Genomic DNA, 18,624 nt, shown 5'->3' with positions numbered 1-18,624 from the left:
TGATCGATCAACCAAGGTCTAGGCCTGAATTGTTTGCTCGCAGAATGCCATCGCTGTAATTTCCGTAGGCTCACACCTGAGAAGACGGGTGGCAAAGAGCAAATGACAACAGCAGTAGTGGTGGGCAGTGGCCCCAACGGCCTCGCAGCGGCGATCGAACTCGCCCGCGCAGGAATCGACGTCCATGTCATCGAGGGTGCGGACAAGATCGGCGGTGGCACCCGCAGTAGCGAATACATAGTCGACGGACTCGTCCACGACGATTGCTCCGCCTTCCATCCCACGGCCTTGGCTTCTCCTTACTTCAAGGAACTCGACCGCGAATTCGGGCTCGCCAAACATGGCCTGACGTGGCTGTGGCCCGAGATCCAACTGGTCCATCCACTCGACGACGGCACCGCCGGGGTTCTGTGGCGCGATATCAACCGGACCGCTGAGGGATTGGGTGTCGACGGTAAGAGGTGGCTCGACGTCTTCGGATACCTATCCGAGAACTTCGACGAGTTGGTGCAGGACGTTTTCAAGCCGATCGTCCACGTCCCGAAGCACCCGCTGATGCTCGCCCGTTTCGGGACGGGCGCTCTGCTTCCCGCGACGGGTTTCGCTCGGATGTTCAAGACCCCACAAGCCCGGGCGCTGTTCGGTGGCGTCGCGGCGCACATGTTCGGGCCGCTGAACCTCCCCCTGTCCAGTGCTGTCGCGTCAATGCTGACCGCGGCCGCCCACGCTAACGGTTGGCCTGTGGCACAGGGTGGTTCAGGATCCATCGCCGCGGCGTTCGCCTCGATCCTGCGCAGCCTCGGTGGCACCATCGAAACCGGGAACTGGGTCACCAACTACTCCCAGATCGCCGACTACGACATCGTGATGCTCGACATCGCACCAGACGCGGCCGGTCGTCTGCTCGACGGCCGGCAGCCCGACCGTATTGCCCGGGCCTACCGCAAATTCCGCTACGGCACCGCCGCCTACAAGGTCGACTACGCCGTGCGTGGTGATTCCGACGGGAGCGTCGTGCCGTGGACGAATCCGCATGCCCGCAAGGCCGGCACCCTGCATCTGTCCGGGACGATTTCGGAAACTGCAGCTGTCGAACGCCAGACCGTTCAGGGTCAGATGCCGGATAAGCCCTTCATTCTGTTGGGCCAGCAGTTCTTGGCCGACCCTTCCCGTTCCGTCGGAGACATCCATCCCGTGTGGGCGTATGCGCATGTGCCGCATGGCTATCCGGGTGACGCCACCGATGCGGTGACGCGTCAGATCGAGCGTTTTGCGCCGGGATTCCGGGACCGGATCGTGGGCGTTCACGTGCGCAATGTGCCGCAAATGCAGGCGTACAACCCCAACTACGTGGGCGGCGACATCTCCGCGGGGGCGAACACTGCGCGGCAAATCATCGCGCGCCCCCGGTTCGGGCTCAACCCCTATGCCACTGGGGTTGAGGGCGTCTACCTCTGCTCGTCCGCGACTCCCCCGGGCGGCGGGGTCCACGGGATGGGTGGGTTCAATGCTGCGCGGGCGGCGCTGAAGGCGCGCGGCTGAGGCGTCCCAAGACCCGTTCGACTAAGGTTACCCAACCGATATGTGACACAACGAATTACAGACTTAGAGAAAGAACTCAACTAATGGCGCGGGCGCAGACAATCCAAATCCACCTTCCGACTGGAAACCCCGCCGGCATCCGGATTGCGAGCATCACCACCAGAACCGTCCGCGTCTTCGAAGTTCCTCGCCCACTGCTGAAAGACTTTCTGGGCCGCCGAGAAGCCTCCCAGGTCGGTGTCTACTACCTCTTCGGCGACGACACTGATGGGGCACCCAAGGCATACATCGGCCAGTCGGGCAACGTCGGCGCACGCCTTCAGCAGCACGCGGCATCCCCTAAGAAAGAGTTCTGGACCAAGGCGATGGTCGCTGTTTCGCTCACAAACGAGTGGACCTCCACTCACGTGGCCTACATCGAATGGTTGTCGATCGACAGGGCCTCCAAAGCCGATCGGTACGCGCTTCAGAACGGCAATCAGGCGTCGAACCCCCATACACCGGAGCCACTGGAAGCCGATTGCTTCGAATATCTTGAAACGATCGCGGTATTACTGGCAACTTTGGGCGAACCCATCCTCGAGCCGCTCCGCAGAACGTCCGCAACAGTCGATGCGACTGATCAAGGGAACGTCGCTGACCAACTCTTCTTCCACAAATCTGGATGCGAGGCGGCGGGTTACATGACGCCGGAGGGGATGCTCGTGTGCGCCGGTTCGAAAGGGCGACCCGAGGTGAGCGAAAACGCGGACTCCTGGACTATCCGCACTCGCGAATCTCTGCAAGCGGACGGCGTTGTGACAATCGACGGCGCTGAACTGGTGTTCGTCAAGGATCATCTTTTCAAGACTCCTGGCGGAGCCGGCGCGATACTCCTTGGTCGCCGTACACAGGGACGAGAGGGATGGAAGAGCGCTGCAGGGCTTTCGATCAATCAGATCGAAGCCCTAGCTCTGTCCGAAGATGTTCCGGCCTTGACCTGAAGGTGAAGTCCGAAATGTCGTCCCCATGGGGACGACATTTCGGATATATCGCCGCTTAGTTGCTCGGACACCACTTCAACGTCACGGGAGTCAACTCGCCAGATTCCGGATTGAAGGGGATAATGCGAAATTTTCCTGAGGTCTGATCAACATCGCCGTCATCGTTGAATTCGATTCCTGACCAAATCCCCATTATCGTCGAATCAGCATGCACTCGCGCATGCTCAACTTCGCGCTGCGTCACCAAGACCGCAGCGCCAAGTGTCTGTGTGCCTTTCGCTTCCAAGAACAGGATTTTTCCGTCCTTTTCCGCCGTCGCGTCGAATGGGTTACCAATCCGGGTATCCGTTATCTTCCACCCACGTGAGCGGTAGTGCTCCATCAGTCGATCCTGTGCAGCGTCCTCAATCTTCTTTCGGAGCACCGGATCCAATTCGCGTCCCTGTATCGCCCCGCGGCCGGGCCGACCTTCACATTCGACGTCAAGGCTGTCACAGTGCTGCGACCACAACTCTTCCAGCTCCAACGCCGCGGTCGCCGTCAGGATTATTCCGCCACCTCGAGGGCTCCAATGCTGTTTCGGCATAGCTGCTTCCAGGTCCGCGGTCGGCAACATGTCTTCGACGGCAAGGACAGTGGACCATTCGATTCGAACATAGTTCGCCGAGCGCGAGGACCCATCCCAGTGGTCGTCTTCGTAAACTTCGCTGGTTACCGAGCCACAAGCAACTATGCCTCGGCCGTGTGCCCCCTGACGGAGCAGGAAGACCCGGTCCTCCGGATCGACCCCGCTCTTTCGCCCACCGGTGGACCAACTGTCCGGCACGCTCTCGCCCATCGCGGTCCGTTCTATGGCGTCGTAATAATCAGCGCCCCAATCCCATTGATCTGGATTCCACGTCACGATCAGTGCTCCACGACTATCAAAAACTTCCATAGAGGGCTGGTCCAGATTGAGCGTATTGATCACCGTCTCCGATTGCGGTGGAATCTCAGCAAGATTGCCGCGCGATCCGCCTTGGCGGGCCTTGTCGTAAAGTGCCGCTTGCTGTGCATTCTGTTCGTGGAGACCGCTAGAGCGGATCACATAGGCTATCCGCCAGTCATTTCCTGTTCGCCGACCAATAACCTTTTGCTTTCGTGGGTACTTGCTCTCGGCTCGGGCATGCTCCTCGATACGCATAAGATCTGATGACGTTGCCACCGGCGACGACCCTGGCACGCAATAGTGCTCGAACGTCTCCCACCATCCGTACAAGATTTCCTCCACGATATTTGGATCGACTACAGATGATCGCGGAGACAGAGCCAAAAGTGCAAATATCTACATCCCATGACCGACAAAGTCACAACGCCCTAATCGCACCTTCTTCATTTCCGCAATGGACCAAGAGGCCCCGCCGGCATCGTGTAACAAATGTTCGCGCCCATACAACTAGCCACATTCTTCATTGGCTCTAGGCGATCTTCATTGACCTTGCCAACCGGTTCTTCAATCTGTCGCTGGTGCCGTATCCCTCTTAGCCGCCGTACACGGTTGGCGAACCACGATCAAAGCGGTGACTACAAAACACATCATTGTGAAGTCCTGCAACGGTGATCAGGCTGCAACCCCCATCCCGATAGCTCCAGAACGACGAAGGACTTCGTGCCGAACCACCCCGCCATGGGGTGATTGTCCGTTATCTTCCTCGATAGTGGTTGCAATCTCCTGGCTGCTCGGCGTCCGTGCACGGATGCTGTCACCACGAAAGGGAGCACATCTGTGAATGGACCCGAAACGCCTACTCGTTTGTCCCGGACCACCGCGGCCCTCGGTGTCGGCGCACTCGCTGCCGCGATCACCTTCGGCAGCGCAGTTGGTACTGCATCGGCCGACACTCCGATCGTCGACTTCGGCAGTATCTCGTTCTCGGTGACCAACGGTCCCGACAACACCATCTACGACATCAACGCCATCATCAATCTCCCACCCGGCACACTGCCGCCAGGGATGATGAACCCTCAGATCACTGTGCCCGCCGCGGCCACTCAACCAGTCAACGACTCCTTTGAAGGCACCGCACTGGACTTCGTTCTGAGCTTCATTCAGGCTGCGGCCAGATAGCCGACAACAAAAAACGAGGCTACAAACTCGCTAGAGTTTGTAGCCTCGTCTTGTGGTGGGCGAAGGGGGACTTGAACCCCCACGTCCCTAAGGACACTGGCACCTGAAGCCAGCGCGTCTGCCATTCCGCCACTCGCCCGAGCAACGCCGAAACATTATCACGACAAACTTTGAAAGTTCTATTCGTGCAGATCAGGGCACGAATCGATGAACACCGAGCACCCAAAAGCCCAGAACCGATACCATGCTGAAACAGCGGCCAGGTACTGCCGAAGCGACATTTGACAGTACCGTGGAACCTGTACAGCAGTTTGGACGACACGCGACAAGGCGGTGCCGGCGCTACTTGCCGAGCATTTAGCCGTCGTGATGCGAGGCGAGAGGAGGGCCCGATGGGCATCGTGCAGCGTTTCGAACGAAAGCTCCAAGGAGCTGTCGGCGACGCATTCGCGCGGGTCTTCGGTGGTGGTGTTGTGCCGCAGGAAGTAGAGGCGGCGCTCCAGCAGGAGGCACGTGACCGCGTCGAGCACCTCGGCGGCGGAATCCTTCTCGCCCCCAACAACTACGTGATCACCATCAACAACTCCGATCACGAAGAGTTGGCAGCTGATCGCGAACTGACGACAAAGGCTTTCAGCCGACACCTGCAGGATTTCATCCGCGATCAGGGTTGGCAGACGTACGGCGACATCTCGGTCACTTTCGAGCCTTCGCCTACGCTCCACACCGGTCAGTTCCGCACCCGCGGAACCGTCGACCCGGATGGTGACGCCGAGCAGGCATCACCGCCGTCGCATGTTCCGCAGGTTTCGTCGCGGCCTCCACAACGGCCGCCTCAGCGACCCGCACCGATTGTTCCCCCTGTTTCCAATCCAGTCCCGTCACAACCAGGAGCCGGCCCCATGACGCAGAACTCAGGCTACGAACCAAGCCGCGAACCGGCGGGTCGCCAGCCCGAACCGCAGCAGCCGGCACGGAACGGGTACTCCCACGACGACGGCGGTTACGCCGCTCCGCAGGGCCAGGAAGCGCCGTACCAGAACGGTTACGACCGCGGCGACGGTTACCGCACGGGCGACGACCAGCAGGGCTACAACCAGCAGCAGGGTGGCTACGACCAGCAGGCGTACCCGAACCAGCAGCAGCCGTACGAGCAAGCCGGTTACGACCAGCAGGGTTATGACCAGCAGGGCGGCGGCTACGACCAGCAGGGTTACCAGCAGCAGCCTTACGACCAGCAGGGCTACGGCCAGCAGGCGTACCAGGGTGGGTACGACCAGCAGGGCTACCAGCAGGGCGGCTACGACCAGCAGGGTTACCAGCAGCCCTACAACGGCCAGTCCTACGATCAGCCGGGCTACGACCAGCAGAGCTACCAGCAGGGCGGCTACGACCAGCAGGCGTACACACAGCAGCCGTACGAGCAGGCCGGCTACGAGCAGGGCGGCAACTTCGAGCAGACGCAGGCCTACCCGCAGCAGGGCTACGCCCAGCCGCAGGGCGGTTACGCACCGACGGCCCAGAGCCTGACGGCAACCCTGCAGCTCGAAGACGGCAGCGGACGTCACTTCCAGCTTCGCGACGGCAGCAATGTCATCGGCCGCGGCCAGGAAGCTCAGTTCCGCCTCCCGGACACCGGCGTCTCACGTCGCCACATCGACATCCGTTGGGACGGCCGCACCGCGATGCTGTCCGATTTGGGATCCACGAACGGCACCACCGTCAACGGAGCACCGGTCCAGGACTGGCAGCTGGCAGACGGCGACATCATTCGCGCAGGTCACTCGGAGATTCTGGTTCGCATTCTCTGAGCTGAGAAACGGACGCCAGGATTTTTCCGATAACAATCGAACATTCGGCGGTCCGTCGGCGCGCCGCCGTCACGCGGCTGTCAGTATCGTGATCTTCGGGGCCCAGAGCCCCCTATGATGCTGCCAGTCGACAATGCTCGAACCCCGCTGCGGCGGGGCTCGAGCCATAGAAGGAGGTGGACAGCCGTGCAGGGCCTGATTCTGCAACTCACACGGGCGGGCTTCCTGCTCCTACTGTGGCTGTTCGTCTGGGCAGTCCTCCGCACTCTCCGCTCCGACATCTATGCCGGCTCCGGGGTCAGGGTTCCGCCGCGGTACACCCGCGCCGGAAAGGTCCTGCCCTCGCTGGGCAAGGCGAAGGTGCCTCGGTACCTGGTGGTCACGCAGGGCGCCCTCGCCGGTACCCGCATCACCCTCGGTTCTCAGCCCGTCATGATCGGCCGCGCCGACGACTCGACGCTCGTTCTCACCGACGATTACGCGTCGACGCGCCATGCGAGGCTCTCGCAGCGCGGAGCTGATTGGTACGTCGAGGATCTCGGGTCGACCAACGGCACCTATCTGGACCGCGCCAAGGTCACCACTGCAGTGCGCGTGCCGCTGGGCACTCCGGTTCGCGTCGGCAAGACGGTAATCGAGCTACGCCCGTGACCCTTGTTCTCCGCTACGCGGCGCGCAGCGACCGCGGTCTCGTGCGCTCCAACAACGAAGATTCCGTGTACGCCGGTGCCCGCCTGTTGGCCTTGGCCGACGGTATGGGCGGACACGCGGCCGGTGAGGTCGCGTCGCAGTTGATGATTGCCGCTCTGGCGCATCTCGACGACGACGAACCCGGCGAGGATCTGCTCGGCAAGCTCGAAGCAGCCACCCGTGAGGGCAACGATTCCATCGCCGATCACGTCGAGGAAGAACCCGAACTCGACGGCATGGGCACCACGCTCACCGCGATCCTCTTCTCCGGCAGCAAGCTCGGTCTCGTACACATCGGCGACTCGCGCGCCTACCTGCTGCGCGACGACCACCTGACGCAGATCACCCGCGACGACACGTTCGTTCAGTCGCTGGTCGACGAAGGCAGGATCACCGCCGAGCAGGCACACACTCACCCGCAGCGATCCCTGATCATGCGGGCGTTGACCGGCAACGAGATCGAGCCGACGCTCACCGTGCGCGAAGCCCGCGCCGGCGATCGCTACCTGCTCTGCTCCGACGGCCTCTCCGACGTGGTCAGCGACGAGACCATCGAGAACACGATGCGCGAAGGCTCGCAGGAGCAGTGCGCCGATCGTCTCATCGAATTGGCGCTGCGCAGCGGCGGTCCTGACAACGTCACCGTCGTCGTCGCCGATGTCATCGACCTCGATTACGGCCAGTCTCATCCCATCGTCGCGGGCGCCGCGTCGACGGAAGAGGAAGAGGACGCCCCTCCCCCCAACACCGCGGCCGGCCGCGCCGCTGCCATGCGTCCGCCGCGCGCGACGCCCAAGCGAGTTGTCTCCCAACCCGAACCGGAACCGAAGAAGAAGCGGAACCGGTTGTGGTGGGTGGTTCTCGCCGTGGTGCTGATCGCGCTGGTCGGCGTCGGCGCCGTGATCGGCCGCGCCGTCATCCGCAACAACTACTACGTCGGCGAAGACAACGGCCGCGTGACGGTGCTGCGCGGCATCCCCGGTTCGGTGCTCGGCTACTCGCTGCAAGACGCGGATCTGGTGGGTTGCGTCGGCGACGACGACGTCCTGACCCTCGTCTCCCCCGATGCGATTCCCAGCAACTGCAACATCCTCGAAGTGACGGATCTGCAGCCGTCGGCGCAGGAACAGGTGCGCGCCGGGCTGCCGTCCGGCAAGCGTGAAGATGCGCAGAGCCAGATGATCCGTCTCATCGGCGGCGATCTGCTGCCTCGTTGTGAGCCGGTTCCGACAACGACGGCCGCGCCCACTCCCCCGCCGGCACCGGAGACCACGCCGCCCCCCGTACCGCCCGCGGATCCTGCTGCGCCGACGACGGCACCCACAACTACGCCTACGCCGACCGAAGTTCCCGGTCAGACTTGCAGGACGGTCAACTGATGTCGTCCAACGCAGCTGCGGGGACGGCTTTTCCGAGTCCGCCCGGAGGTTTTGCCCCGGCGCCGGTCCAGTCAACCCGTCGAAACATGGAGCTACTGCTCCTGGGCTTTGCCGTCATCATCACGACGGTCTCGCTTCTGCTCGTCGAGGCGAGCCAGGAACAGAAGATCACTCTCGATCTGGCCAAGTACGCGCTCGCGTACACGGGCTTGTTCCTGATCGCGCACTTGGCAATTCGGCGGTATGCGCCGTACGCAGATCCACTGCTACTGCCGATCGTCGCCCTGCTCAACGGCCTCGGGTTGGTGCTCATCCACCGACTCGACCTCGCCGACGAACAGACAGCGCTCTACAACGGCGTCGAGGCACCGTCTCCGGATGCGAACCAGCAGGTCATGTGGACTGCATTGGCGATCACCGGTTTCGTGTTGCTGCTCGTGTTCTTGAAGGACTACCGCCTGATGGCGCGGTTCAGCTACACGCTTGGCCTCGCGGGCCTGGTGTTCCTGGCGATTCCTGCGATCCTGCCGGCGAAGTTCTCGAGCGTGAACGGCGCAAAAATCTGGATTCGCCTGCCTGGATTCAGCATTCAGCCAGGTGAGTTCGCGAAGATCCTGCTCATCATCTTCTTCGCGTCAGTGCTCGTCGCCAAGCGCGACCTGTTCACCTCGGCCGGTAAACACTTCCTGGGCATGGACTTTCCGCGTGCCCGCGACCTCGGCCCGATCCTGCTCGCCTGGATCGTCTCGGTAGGCGTTCTCGTCTTCGAAACCGACCTCGGTACGTCGTTGCTGCTCTTCAGCACCGTGCTGGTGATGCTCTACATCGCGACCGAGCGAGTGGGCTGGCTGGTGATCGGCGGCGGACTGCTCGCCATCGGATTCTTCTTCGCCTACAAGATGTTCGGACACGTGCGCGTGCGCGTCGACACCTGGCTGGACCCGCTCGGCGACTACGCCAATACCGGTTATCAGATCTCGCAATCGCTGTTCGGCCTGGCCACCGGTGGTATCGCCGGAACAGGTCTGGGCAGTGGCCGGCCCAATCAGGTGCCGTTCGCGAAGACGGACTTCATCATCGCGACCATCGGCGAAGAGCTCGGCCTGATCGGCCTGGCCGCTGTGCTGATGCTGTTCCTGCTTCTCATCGTGCGCGGCCTGCGTACGGCGTTGGCAGTGCGCGACAGCTTCGGCAAACTGCTCGCCGCCGGTCTGTCGTTCACGATCGCGATCCAGATTTTTGTCGTCGTCGGCGGCGTCACCAAGCTGATCCCGCTGACGGGTCTGACAACACCGTTCATGTCGTACGGCGGCTCGTCGCTGCTCGCGAACTACCTACTGCTGGCCATCCTCGTCCGGATCTCGGACGCGGCACGTGCGCCGGTAGTGACGAAGAAGAAAGGTCCGCCCCCAATCGCTGACGCCAATACCGAGATGATGCCGCGCGTATGAACACTCCACTGCGCCGCGTCGCGATGGCCGTCATGGTGATGGTCGTCGCCCTCCTCGCCAACGCCACGTACGTACAGGTCATCAAAGCTGACGACCTGCGAGCCGACCCGCGCAACTCGCGGGTGCTGCTCGACGAGTACTCACGCCAGCGAGGTCAGATCTCGGCGGCCGGACAGGTACTGGCGGCCTCCCAGGCCACCGACGACCGGTACAAGTACCTGCGCCAGTATCCGAATCCGTACCCGTACGCACCGGTCACGGGCTTCTACTCGATGCAGTACGGCAGCGCCGGCCTCGAGCGCACCGAGGATCCGATTCTCAACGGCTCGGACAACCGGTTGTTCAGCCAGCGCTTCTTCGACCTGGTCTCCGGACGCGATCCGCGCGGTGGCAACGTCGTCACGACGCTCAATCCGGCCATGCAGCAGGTGGCCTACGACCAGTTGACCAGCAAGGGTTACACCGGTTCCGTGGTCGCCATCGAGCCGAGCACCGGACGCATCCTGACGATGGTCAGCACCCCGAGCTACGACCCGAATCTGCTTGCCAGCCACGACGGCGCCGAAACCACGCAGGCGTGGGACGAGCTCAACGCGGACCCCAACGATCCGCTGGTCAATCGCGCGATCTCGCAGACCTACCCGCCCGGCTCGACCTTCAAGGTGCTCACCACGGCCGCAGCTCTGGGCAACGGCGCGACCCCGGAAGACCAGCTGACCGCGGCGCCGCAGATCACGCTGCCCGGCACCAGCACGACCCTCGAGAACTACAACGGCAGCACCTGCGGCCCCAATCCGACGGCGTCGTTGCGTGAGGCGTTTGCGCGCTCGTGCAACACGGCTTTCGTCGAACTGGGCATCAAGGACGGCGCCGACGCCATCAAGGACGAGGCCAGCGCCTTCGGCATCGGTCCCAACACTCCCGCGATCCCGCTGCCGGTCGCAGACAGCACCGTCGGCGACATCTCCGACGACGCTGCCCTCGGCCAGACCAGCATCGGCCAGCGTGACGTTGCGGTGACCCCGCTCGAAAATGCGGTGATCGCCGCGACCGTCGCAAACGGTGGTGTGCGGATGCAGCCCAACCTGATCTCCCAGTTGCAGGCGCCCGATCTGACCGATCTCAGTACGCCGTCACCGGTGTCGATGGGTCAGGCGATCTCGCCGGCAGTGGCCGCAACGCTGACCGATCTGATGATCGGCTCGGAGAACTTCACCGGCGGTGACGGCAAGATCCCCGGCGTTCAGATCGCGTCCAAGACCGGTACCGCGGAGCACGGCGTGAATCCGCGGGAAACTCCGCCGCACGCCTGGTACATCGCTTTTGCACCGGCGCAGAATCCGACGGTCGCCGTGGCCGTCATCGTCGAGAACGGTGGTGACCGCGGACTTGTCGCTACCGGTGGCTCGGTTGCTGCGCCGATCGGTCGTGCAGTCATCGCAGCCGGAATCCAAGGGGGCTGAACCGTGGCGTTGAACAACGGCGCTTTGATCGCCGATCGTTACCGATTGATCCGTCTCATCGCCACCGGTGGGATGGGTCAGGTGTGGGAAGCCACCGACTCCCGGCTCAACCGTCGCGTCGCCGTCAAGGTACTCAAGTCCGAGTTCTCTTCCGATCCGGAGTTCTTGGAGCGCTTCCGCTTCGAGGCCCGCACCACCGCACAGCTCAACCATCCCGGTATCGCCGGAATCTACGACTACGGCGAGACCCGCGACAGCTCGGGTGATTCCACGGCGTACCTGGTGATGGAACTCGTCAACGGTGAACCGCTCAACGCTGTCCTGGCACGCGTCGGCCGCCTGGCGGTTCCGCATGCCCTCGACATGCTCGAGCAGACCGGCCGCGCTCTGCAGGTCGCACACGACGCCGGTGTCGTGCACCGCGATGTGAAGCCGGGCAACATCCTCATCACACCGACGGGCCAGGTGAAGATCACGGACTTCGGCATCGCCAAGGCCGTCGAGAACTCACCTGTCACGCGCACGGGAATGGTGATGGGCACTGCCCAGTACATCGCGCCCGAGCAGGCTCTCGGTCAGGACGCGACCGCGGCGAGTGACGTGTACTCGCTGGGAATCGTCGGATACGAAGCACTTTCGGGTCGACGCCCGTTCACCGGTGACGGCGCGCTGACCGTCGCGATGAAGCACGTGCAGGAAACTCCGGCGCCGATGCCGGCCGACCTGCCGCCGAACATCCGCGAGCTCATCGACATCACGTTGACCAAGGATCCGGCCGGCCGCTACGCCAGTGGTGGCGAATTCGCCGACGCCGTCGCAGCTGTCCGCGCGGGTAGGCGTCCACCGCCTCCTGGCGTACTCGCTACCGGCGCCGCGAGCGCGTTGCCGGCGACGGGTGCCACGCAGGTCATGCCGCCGACGTACGCGGGCCCGGTGACGGGCGCAGCTGCAGCGGACGACGCGGCAGCCGGCGGAATGACCAGTGGGCAGAAGGCCGTGGCATGGGCCGGCGGCGGATTGATCTTGTTGGCGTTGATCATCGGTGGAGTCTGGATCGCGACCGACGGTCCGAGCGACCCGACGCCGCCCGTCGTCACGTCCACGACGTTGCCGACCACGACGACGCCCAAGCCCACCACGACAACAACTCGGCCGACGACGACGACCACCGAGCCGACAACAACGACGACTCGGCCGACGACAACCACGACCGAGCCCACAACCACCACAACAACGCCGACCACGACAACAACCACTCCGACGACCACAACCACCACCACGACGACAACGACGACCACAACGACCACTGAGCCGTTGGCGGATCCCGGAGACGCTGAAGAACCGCTAGGACAAGACCAATGACGACACCCCGCAATCTCTCCTCCCGCTACGAGCTGGGTGAGATTCTCGGCTTCGGCGGAATGTCCGAGGTTCACCTGGCGCGCGACCTCCGACTCAGCCGCGACGTCGCGATCAAGGTGCTACGTGCAGACCTCGCGCGCGACCCCACGTTCTACTTGCGGTTCCGTCGTGAGGCGCAGAACGCTGCCGCGCTGAACCATCCCGCAATCGTTGCCGTCTACGACACCGGTGAAGCCGAGACCGACGCCGGGCCGCTGCCGTACATCGTCATGGAGTACGTCGACGGCGACACGTTGCGCGACATCGTGCGCAGCACCGGGCCGATGACTCCGCGCAAGGCGATGGAAGTGATCGCGGACGTCTGCGCCGCTTTGGACTTCAGCCACCGCAACGGCATCGTGCACCGCGACGTCAAGCCCGCCAACATCATGATCAACCGCGCCGGCGCCGTGAAGGTGATGGACTTCGGTATCGCACGTGCCATTTCCGACGCGTCGAGTCCGATGACGCAGACGGCGGCCGTGATCGGCACCGCTCAGTACCTGTCGCCGGAGCAGGCGCGCGGAGAGCAGGTGGACGCGCGTTCGGACGTCTACTCGCTCGGCTGTGTGCTGTTCGAGATTCTGACGGGCGAGCCGCCGTTCAAGGGTGATTCACCCGTCGCCGTCGCGTACCAGCATGTTCGTGAGGATCCGCAGACGCCGTCGGAAATCAATCCCGACATTCCGCGCGAGCTGGATTCGATCATTCTCAAGGCGATGAGCAAGAACCCGGCCAACCGCTACCAGAGCGCCGGCGACATGCGCAGCGACTTGGTACGCGTTCTGGGCGGTCAGCGTCCGAGTGCTCCGATGGTGATGAACGACGAGGACCGTACCACCATCCTCGGCGCCGTCGGCTCCGACACCGGGAACTACCGCACTGCTCCTGATCCGGTCGAGCCGGTTGCTACGAGGACAACTCGCGCTGCCGAGCCGCCTGCCAAGAAGAAGGGCGGACGCTACGCCCTGATGGGCATCGCGGCGCTTCTGGTGATCGGTCTGGTGACGTTCTTCCTCATTCGGGTGAACTCGCCGAAGGTCGAGATGGTGACCGTTCCGGGTGACCTGACCAACCAGCCCGCCGACGTCGCCGAGGCGACGCTGACAAACGCCGGATTCCAGGTGGAGCGTCAGCAGAAGACGGACAAGGTGATCGCCGCCGGAAACGTCATCACGACGCGTCCGGTTGCCGGGGTGCGCATCGAGAAGGGCAGCACCGTCACCATCGACGTGTCCACCGGACCCGAGCAGGTCGCGATCCCGCGCCTGACCGGCCTGAGCCAGGACGACGCCGAGAAGAAGCTCAACTCCGTCGGACTCCGACTTGATCCGACCATCGGCAAGGCCGCGTCGACCATTGCCGAGGTCGACAAGATCGTCAATCAGGATCCTGCCGTCGGAGTGTCGGTTGTTCTCGATTCCGCGGTCTCGATCACCGTCGGCACCGGTCCGGAGCAGGTTCGTGTCCCGGATGTGACCGGTCAGCGTGAAGAGGTGGCGAGGCCCAACATCGAAGGGGCCGGGTTCGTCGTGCAGATCACGGAGATCGATTCGGGTCTGCCGAAGGGACAGGTTGTTTCGACCGACCCGACTGGCGGCACGTCGGCCACCAAGGGTTCGACCGTGACGCTGCGAGTGTCCAACGGCAACCAGGTCGCGATGCCGGATCTCACCAACAAGACGGTGTCGGAGGCGTTGACCACGCTTCGCGCAGCCGGCTGGGCGGGAACCGCGTCGCAGCTGGTGCAGAACCAGAGCACGACGCTCACCCCGGAGATGGTGGGCAAGATCATGTCGCAGACGCAGCCTCCGGGATCGGAGATCTCCAAGGACGCGGTCATCACCGTCAGCGTCGGAGCGCTGGGAATCCCCAACCGCTAGCAAGTGAAAAGTGCCTCCCGGAGATTTCCGGGAGGCACTTTTTTGTGGACAGGTGTCAGAGAATTGCGGGTAGGGCTCCACCGAGCGCCGACGCCACCTCGGCCTCGAGGGCTGCGACGAGTCCTTCCGGGGGCGCCTCACCGCAGACTGCGAGCCAGTTCGCGAGCATCCGGTGTCCACCCTGGGTGAGGACGGACTCGGGGTGGAACTGGACGCCGTGAATCGGAAGTTCGCGGTGACGCATCGCCATCACGACGCCGCTCTCGGTGTGGGCAGTCACCTCGAGTTCCTCGGGAATGGTGTCCTCGAGAACCGTCAGCGAGTGGTAGCGGGTAGCGGTGAACGGATCGGGCAGTCCGGCCAGGACGCCGACGTCCTTGTGGTGCACCAGGCTCGTCTTGCCGTGAAGCAGTTCGGGCGCGCGATCGACGGTTCCGCCGAAAGCCGCACCGATCGCCTGATGTCCGAGGCAGACGCCGAGCAGCGGGGTCTTGGTGTCGGCGCAGACCTTCACCAGATCCATCGTCGCTCCCGCGCGCTGTGGAGTTCCGGGGCCCGGGCTCAGGAGAATGCCGTCGAACTGAGCTACTGCACCCTCGAGGTCGGCCGTCAGTTGTGGATCGTCGTTGCGCCAGACCACGGCTTCGGTTCCGAGCTGGCCGAGGTACTGCACCAGGTTGAACACAAAGCTGTCGTAGTTGTCGACGACGAGAATCCTCATGAGAGCAGGGTAAACGCCCGTGCTATCCGCCGGTATAGGCGGGGACCGTGATCTGCGACGGCGTTGCCTGCGTGTACCCGAGGCCGAAGCGGGTCGCGTACTGCTTGTAGATCCGAATGCCCGGTTCGGCGGCCAGTGCCGCCTCGAGGCGCGCAACGTCGCCGATGGCACTCATCACGTACGGCGGGCTGTAGGTGCGACCGTGAAGAAGGAGGGTATTTCCGATGCACCGCGGCGCCGACGTACTGATGATCCGTTGGTCCTGCATGCCCACCGCTTCGGCGCCGCCCGCCCACAGTGCGTTCAGGACGCTCTGGACGTCCTGCTGATGCACGACGAGGTCGTCCGGGGTGGCGTCGACCGGGTACTTGCCGTCGGCGTTGCGCGGGGCGTCCGTCATGGTGACCACAACACCAGGTCCGGTCATCTCCGTCAGTCCCGCGTCGGCGGAGATGTTCTTGATGTCACCGAGAGCTGCGGCCACTCCGGCGTCGGACCGAGCGGCGTCTTCCTGCAGCGAATCGAGCTGGGCGGCAAGTTCGTCCCGGTCGGCCGAGACTTTTTCGGCATTGGCCTGGGCGCTGCGAACCAGATCGGAGAGCCTGGTGCTTTCGGTGACCTGCAGCTGATTTTCCTCGGCGGATCGCTGCGCCGTGGCGACCATCAGACCGGCTACCAGGCAGACGGCAAGTACACCGATGTGCCAGACGCTTCGTGAAGATTCACCCGAAGACACGTGGCTCCTCCCGGATTGTGCAGGTCGGCCGGTGACCAACTGGACACAGCTACGTTAGCGTGTAGGTAACACATGCAGGTCACACCGTAGAGCGAGGACGTCATGCCCAAGTCGAAGGTCCGTAAGAAGAACGACTACACAGTCAACCCGGCAAACCGCACTCCGGTGAAGGTGAAGATGGGTCCGTCGAGCACGTTGTACGTCTCCGTGATGCTCGGATTCATGCTCGTCGGCCTGGCGTGGTTGATTGTGTACTACTTGGCCGCGGATTCGATCACGTGGATGAACGACTTGGGAAACTATAACTTCCTCGTCGGCTTCGGTTTCATGGTTGTCGGCCTTGTCATGACCATGAGATGGCGCTGACCAGCGAGTATCTGATTCGACCCGGATCGTGACCGTCTTTCAATTACATGGGTGTCATTCATCCCCATTGTGGATAACTCCTGTGGACAACCTAGGAAGTTATCCACATGCTCGAGGATGAATTTCATCCACAGCCTCGTGACAACGCCACGGAGGTCGTCTCGTGGGCCACTCCGATGGGTGTTGTCTACGCGATGTTCGGCGGCGGAATTGCCCTCGCGATCGCCTCGATCGTCGCGCCCACGGAGCCGGCCGGACGCTTCCTGCTCGCCCTCGCGGTGATCGGGCTGTTCGTGATGGGCGGTCTCGCTCTGCGTCAGCGTCCCCGCCTGGCCGTGATCGAAGACGGGGGAACCAAGTCGATCGCGGTGCAGCGACTGCGCGCCCGGCACACGTTTACCCGCGAACAGATCGACCGCGTGCGGCTTGTCCGCTACCCGCGTCTGGGTCGACGCGTCCCGATGCTCGAGATCGACATCGTCGACCGGCCCACCGACACCGAGAAGCTGTTGATCTTCGGACGCTGGGATCTCGGTACCTCGCCGGAGGACGTCCTCGACGTGCTCGCTGTCCACGGTTTGGTGCCGCCCGAGAAGTAGGGTCGAGCGGTGAGTAGTCCACCCGGGTCGCAAAGCGGTTCAGAACGCGACCGCCTTCTCGACCTCGCCGCCGACTACGTCCTCGAGTTCGGCGTCTCCTCGGCAACGCTTCGGGGGCTCAGCCGAGCACTCGGCTCCAACAATCGTATGCTTCTGTACTACTTCGGGAGCAAGGCCGGACTGCTCCTCGAGGCACTGCGCCGCGCCGGGCTTCGCTTTCCCGGGATCGCCCACCTCCTCGATCTGATCCGCGATTCCGAGATCCCCATCGCGGACCGTCTACACTACGCGTGGGGCATCCTCGCCGACCCCGAACTTGTTGCCTACCATCGGCTCTTCTTCGAACTCTTCGGTGTGGCCGCATTCGACTCGGAGCAGTACCGCCCGCTCCTCGAGGGCGTTGCCAACGAATGGGCCGACGAAACTGCCCGCGCCATAGCCGAAACCGGCGTCGACGCCGAGCTTGCCGAAACTCTCGGACACGAGATCGTCGCCGCCTGGCGCGGATTCCAGATGACGCTGATCGGTGGCGGCGACCGCGCAGTGGTCGACCGTGCCGCCCGGCATCTGACGGAATCGATTGTTGCCACCGTGCATTCTGCGGCGAGGCCGATTACATAGCGAGCGCCGCCAGGTCTGGTTGCACGATGTCGAGAGCCTGCTGCGGCACTGCCACGGCGTCGCTCGACCATCCCCAGATCGAGTACAGCTCACGGCCGGGGTCGGTGTATCCGTCGCGGCCGTGCAGTACCCGGTAATTGTCGATGCAGATCATCTCGCCGGCTTCGGCGCGGAACATCGGACCGCTGTCGCGCACGTGAATCACAGCCTCACTCCACTGCTTCACCAGCGGCCACTGCGCTACTTCCGATTCACCGGCGATCGGCGCGAGATACGGGTGATACCGAACCTGATTGCGTCCACTCGGGACCGTCCTGGCGATCGGCGCAAAGGAGTTCTGCGGGAAGTTCGGCTCCGAATGGTCGATGTCTGTGCTCCAACAGAATTCGGCCAATTCAGCGGTTGCGGGATCGAAGGCGAGCAACCGCGTCAGTTTGAGCGCATCGATGAGAAACGAGTCGCCGCCACTCGGATACGCCGGACGCTTGCACCACAGAAACAGATAGTCGGGCGCGTAGTCACCGAACGCAAAACCGTCGTTGTGGGCAGTCATCCGCTCGCCGGAGATGCCGAACGAGCGCTTCCGGCCGCGTTCGTCCACCGGTTGGGTGTCGACGACGGCGGCCTCGGCATCCTGACTTCTTGCGCTTGCCTCGAACTGTCGGCCGACGCGAATGTACTTCTCACCGAGCAACTTCGACGCAAAGGCAATCGCGTCCTCCTCGGTGTGCAGCCCGCCGTAAACCGCGGCGCCGTCGAGTGCGATCGCAGCCCGAACCGCTGCCACCGTGTCCACGCGCCGGGGAACGACACTTGCCTGCGTCAAGTCGGAAGAGAACATCCGTGACTCCTTACATCGAGTTGAACCAAG

Annotated in this window: 17 protein-coding genes and 1 tRNA gene; 13 read left to right on the top strand and 5 right to left on the bottom strand. The window is 63.3% G+C overall.

Annotated features, from left to right (window positions below):
• Window positions 1-102: 102 nt before the first annotated feature.
• Together ACFT1A_RS00570 and ACFT1A_RS00565 are read left to right on the top strand one after the other, a co-directional pair.
• Window positions 103-1,542: a phytoene desaturase family protein gene (locus ACFT1A_RS00570; RefSeq protein WP_378445320.1), complete on the top strand. Its 1,440-nt coding sequence runs from the start codon at window positions 103-105 to the stop codon at window positions 1,540-1,542.
• An 83-nt stretch (window positions 1,543-1,625) separates the two neighbouring features.
• Complete coding sequence (locus ACFT1A_RS00565; protein WP_378445318.1) at window positions 1,626-2,525, top strand: GIY-YIG nuclease family protein; 900 nt, start codon at window positions 1,626-1,628, stop codon at window positions 2,523-2,525.
• Window positions 2,526-2,580: 55 nt separating this feature from the next.
• On the opposite strand, the gene ACFT1A_RS00560 is transcribed toward ACFT1A_RS00565, so the two are convergent.
• A complete protein-coding gene (locus tag ACFT1A_RS00560; protein ID WP_378445316.1) occupies window positions 2,581-3,795 on the bottom strand; it encodes a protein NO VEIN domain-containing protein in 1,215 nt (404 codons plus the stop codon).
• A 495-nt stretch (window positions 3,796-4,290) separates the two neighbouring features.
• Here ACFT1A_RS00560 and ACFT1A_RS00555 point away from each other — a divergent pair, with 495 nt between their 5' ends.
• The gene (locus ACFT1A_RS00555) at window positions 4,291-4,632 is read left to right on the top strand and encodes a hypothetical protein (protein WP_378445314.1); all 342 of its coding nucleotides are present in this window, start codon (window positions 4,291-4,293) and stop codon (window positions 4,630-4,632) included.
• Between the two features lie 53 nt (window positions 4,633-4,685).
• On the opposite strand, the gene ACFT1A_RS00550 is transcribed toward ACFT1A_RS00555, so the two are convergent.
• Window positions 4,686-4,771, bottom strand: a tRNA-Leu gene (locus tag ACFT1A_RS00550).
• Window positions 4,772-5,024: 253 nt separating this feature from the next.
• Here ACFT1A_RS00550 and ACFT1A_RS00545 point away from each other — a divergent pair.
• The 7 genes from ACFT1A_RS00545 (at window position 5,025) to pknB (ending at window position 14,710) form a co-directional block, all read left to right on the top strand.
• Complete coding sequence (locus ACFT1A_RS00545) at window positions 5,025-6,443, top strand: DUF3662 and FHA domain-containing protein (protein ID WP_020905627.1); 1,419 nt, start codon at window positions 5,025-5,027, stop codon at window positions 6,441-6,443.
• 186 nt (window positions 6,444-6,629) lie between these two features.
• Window positions 6,630-7,094, top strand: a complete 465-nt coding sequence (locus ACFT1A_RS00540; protein WP_003943418.1) for an FHA domain-containing protein — start codon at window positions 6,630-6,632, stop codon at window positions 7,092-7,094.
• Window positions 7,091-8,512, top strand: coding sequence for a protein phosphatase 2C domain-containing protein (locus ACFT1A_RS00535; protein WP_378445311.1), 1,422 nt, complete (start codon window positions 7,091-7,093; stop codon window positions 8,510-8,512). Before ACFT1A_RS00540 ends, ACFT1A_RS00535 begins: the two co-directional genes overlap by 4 nt.
• Window positions 8,512-9,963 (top strand): FtsW/RodA/SpoVE family cell cycle protein, encoded by a 1,452-nt coding sequence (locus ACFT1A_RS00530; protein ID WP_007735775.1) that lies wholly within the window; start codon window positions 8,512-8,514, stop codon window positions 9,961-9,963. Before ACFT1A_RS00535 ends, ACFT1A_RS00530 begins: the two co-directional genes overlap by 1 nt.
• Entirely contained in the window at window positions 9,960-11,426 is a 1,467-nt protein-coding gene (locus ACFT1A_RS00525) for a peptidoglycan D,D-transpeptidase FtsI family protein (protein ID WP_378445309.1), read from the top strand. Before ACFT1A_RS00530 ends, ACFT1A_RS00525 begins: the two co-directional genes overlap by 4 nt.
• 3 nt (window positions 11,427-11,429) lie before the next feature.
• Entirely contained in the window at window positions 11,430-12,788 is a 1,359-nt protein-coding gene (locus tag ACFT1A_RS00520) for a protein kinase (RefSeq protein WP_378445307.1), read from the top strand.
• A complete protein-coding gene (gene pknB, locus ACFT1A_RS00515) occupies window positions 12,785-14,710 on the top strand; it encodes a Stk1 family PASTA domain-containing Ser/Thr kinase (protein ID WP_378445305.1) in 1,926 nt (641 codons plus the stop codon). Before ACFT1A_RS00520 ends, pknB begins: the two co-directional genes overlap by 4 nt.
• Before the next feature lie 55 nt (window positions 14,711-14,765).
• Here the strand turns inward: pknB and ACFT1A_RS00510 are convergent, their stop codons facing one another.
• Both ACFT1A_RS00510 and ACFT1A_RS00505 read right to left on the bottom strand, forming a co-directional pair.
• The gene (locus ACFT1A_RS00510) at window positions 14,766-15,431 is read right to left on the bottom strand and encodes an aminodeoxychorismate/anthranilate synthase component II (protein ID WP_003942537.1); all 666 of its coding nucleotides are present in this window, start codon (window positions 15,429-15,431) and stop codon (window positions 14,766-14,768) included.
• Window positions 15,432-15,453: 22 nt separating this feature from the next.
• Window positions 15,454-16,167: a DUF881 domain-containing protein gene (locus ACFT1A_RS00505; RefSeq protein ID WP_378445303.1), complete on the bottom strand. Its 714-nt coding sequence runs from the start codon at window positions 16,165-16,167 to the stop codon at window positions 15,454-15,456.
• 102 nt (window positions 16,168-16,269) lie between these two features.
• Here ACFT1A_RS00505 and crgA point away from each other — a divergent pair, with 102 nt between their 5' ends.
• The 3 genes from crgA (at window position 16,270) to ACFT1A_RS00490 (ending at window position 17,753) form a co-directional block, all read left to right on the top strand.
• The gene (gene crgA / locus ACFT1A_RS00500) at window positions 16,270-16,533 is read left to right on the top strand and encodes a cell division protein CrgA (RefSeq protein WP_003942576.1); all 264 of its coding nucleotides are present in this window, start codon (window positions 16,270-16,272) and stop codon (window positions 16,531-16,533) included.
• Window positions 16,534-16,640: 107 nt separating this feature from the next.
• A complete protein-coding gene (locus ACFT1A_RS00495) occupies window positions 16,641-17,132 on the top strand; it encodes a PH domain-containing protein (protein WP_378445301.1) in 492 nt (163 codons plus the stop codon).
• 9 nt (window positions 17,133-17,141) lie between these two features.
• Window positions 17,142-17,753: a TetR/AcrR family transcriptional regulator gene (locus ACFT1A_RS00490; protein ID WP_378445299.1), complete on the top strand. Its 612-nt coding sequence runs from the start codon at window positions 17,142-17,144 to the stop codon at window positions 17,751-17,753.
• Here ACFT1A_RS00490 and ACFT1A_RS00485 read toward each other — a convergent pair.
• On the bottom strand, window positions 17,746-18,594 hold the full coding sequence (locus ACFT1A_RS00485; RefSeq protein WP_378445297.1) for a TauD/TfdA family dioxygenase: 849 nt from the start codon (window positions 18,592-18,594) through the stop codon (window positions 17,746-17,748). The two genes, ACFT1A_RS00490 and ACFT1A_RS00485, sit on opposite strands and share 8 nt — an antisense overlap.
• Window positions 18,595-18,624 lie beyond the last annotated feature (30 nt).

The organism is Rhodococcus sp. NPDC057135 (assembly GCF_042670865.1).
Classification (GTDB): Bacteria; Actinomycetota; Actinomycetes; order Mycobacteriales; family Mycobacteriaceae; genus Rhodococcus_F.
The sequence above is the reverse complement of the archived record's forward strand: the minus strand, read 5'-3'. Positions and strand labels throughout refer to the sequence as shown.

Bases quoted from the DNA above. Each gene is read 5' to 3' on its own strand.
- ACFT1A_RS00570 (WP_378445320.1), top strand. From the start codon at position 103: ATGACAACAGCAGTAGTGGTGGGCAGTGGCCCCAACGGCCTCGCAGCG.
- ACFT1A_RS00565 (WP_378445318.1), top strand. From the start codon at position 1,626: ATGGCGCGGGCGCAGACAATCCAAATCCACCTTCCGACTGGAAACCCC.
- ACFT1A_RS00545 (WP_020905627.1), top strand. From the start codon at position 5,025: ATGGGCATCGTGCAGCGTTTCGAACGAAAGCTCCAAGGAGCTGTCGGC.
- ACFT1A_RS00530 (WP_007735775.1), top strand. From the start codon at position 8,512: ATGTCGTCCAACGCAGCTGCGGGGACGGCTTTTCCGAGTCCGCCCGGA.
- ACFT1A_RS00525 (WP_378445309.1), top strand. From the start codon at position 9,960: ATGAACACTCCACTGCGCCGCGTCGCGATGGCCGTCATGGTGATGGTC.
- pknB (WP_378445305.1), top strand. From the start codon at position 12,785: ATGACGACACCCCGCAATCTCTCCTCCCGCTACGAGCTGGGTGAGATT.
- ACFT1A_RS00510 (WP_003942537.1), bottom strand. From the start codon at position 15,431: ATGAGGATTCTCGTCGTCGACAACTACGACAGCTTTGTGTTCAACCTG.
- crgA (WP_003942576.1), top strand. From the start codon at position 16,270: ATGCCCAAGTCGAAGGTCCGTAAGAAGAACGACTACACAGTCAACCCG.
- ACFT1A_RS00495 (WP_378445301.1), top strand. From the start codon at position 16,641: ATGCTCGAGGATGAATTTCATCCACAGCCTCGTGACAACGCCACGGAG.
- ACFT1A_RS00485 (WP_378445297.1), bottom strand. From the start codon at position 18,594: ATGTTCTCTTCCGACTTGACGCAGGCAAGTGTCGTTCCCCGGCGCGTG.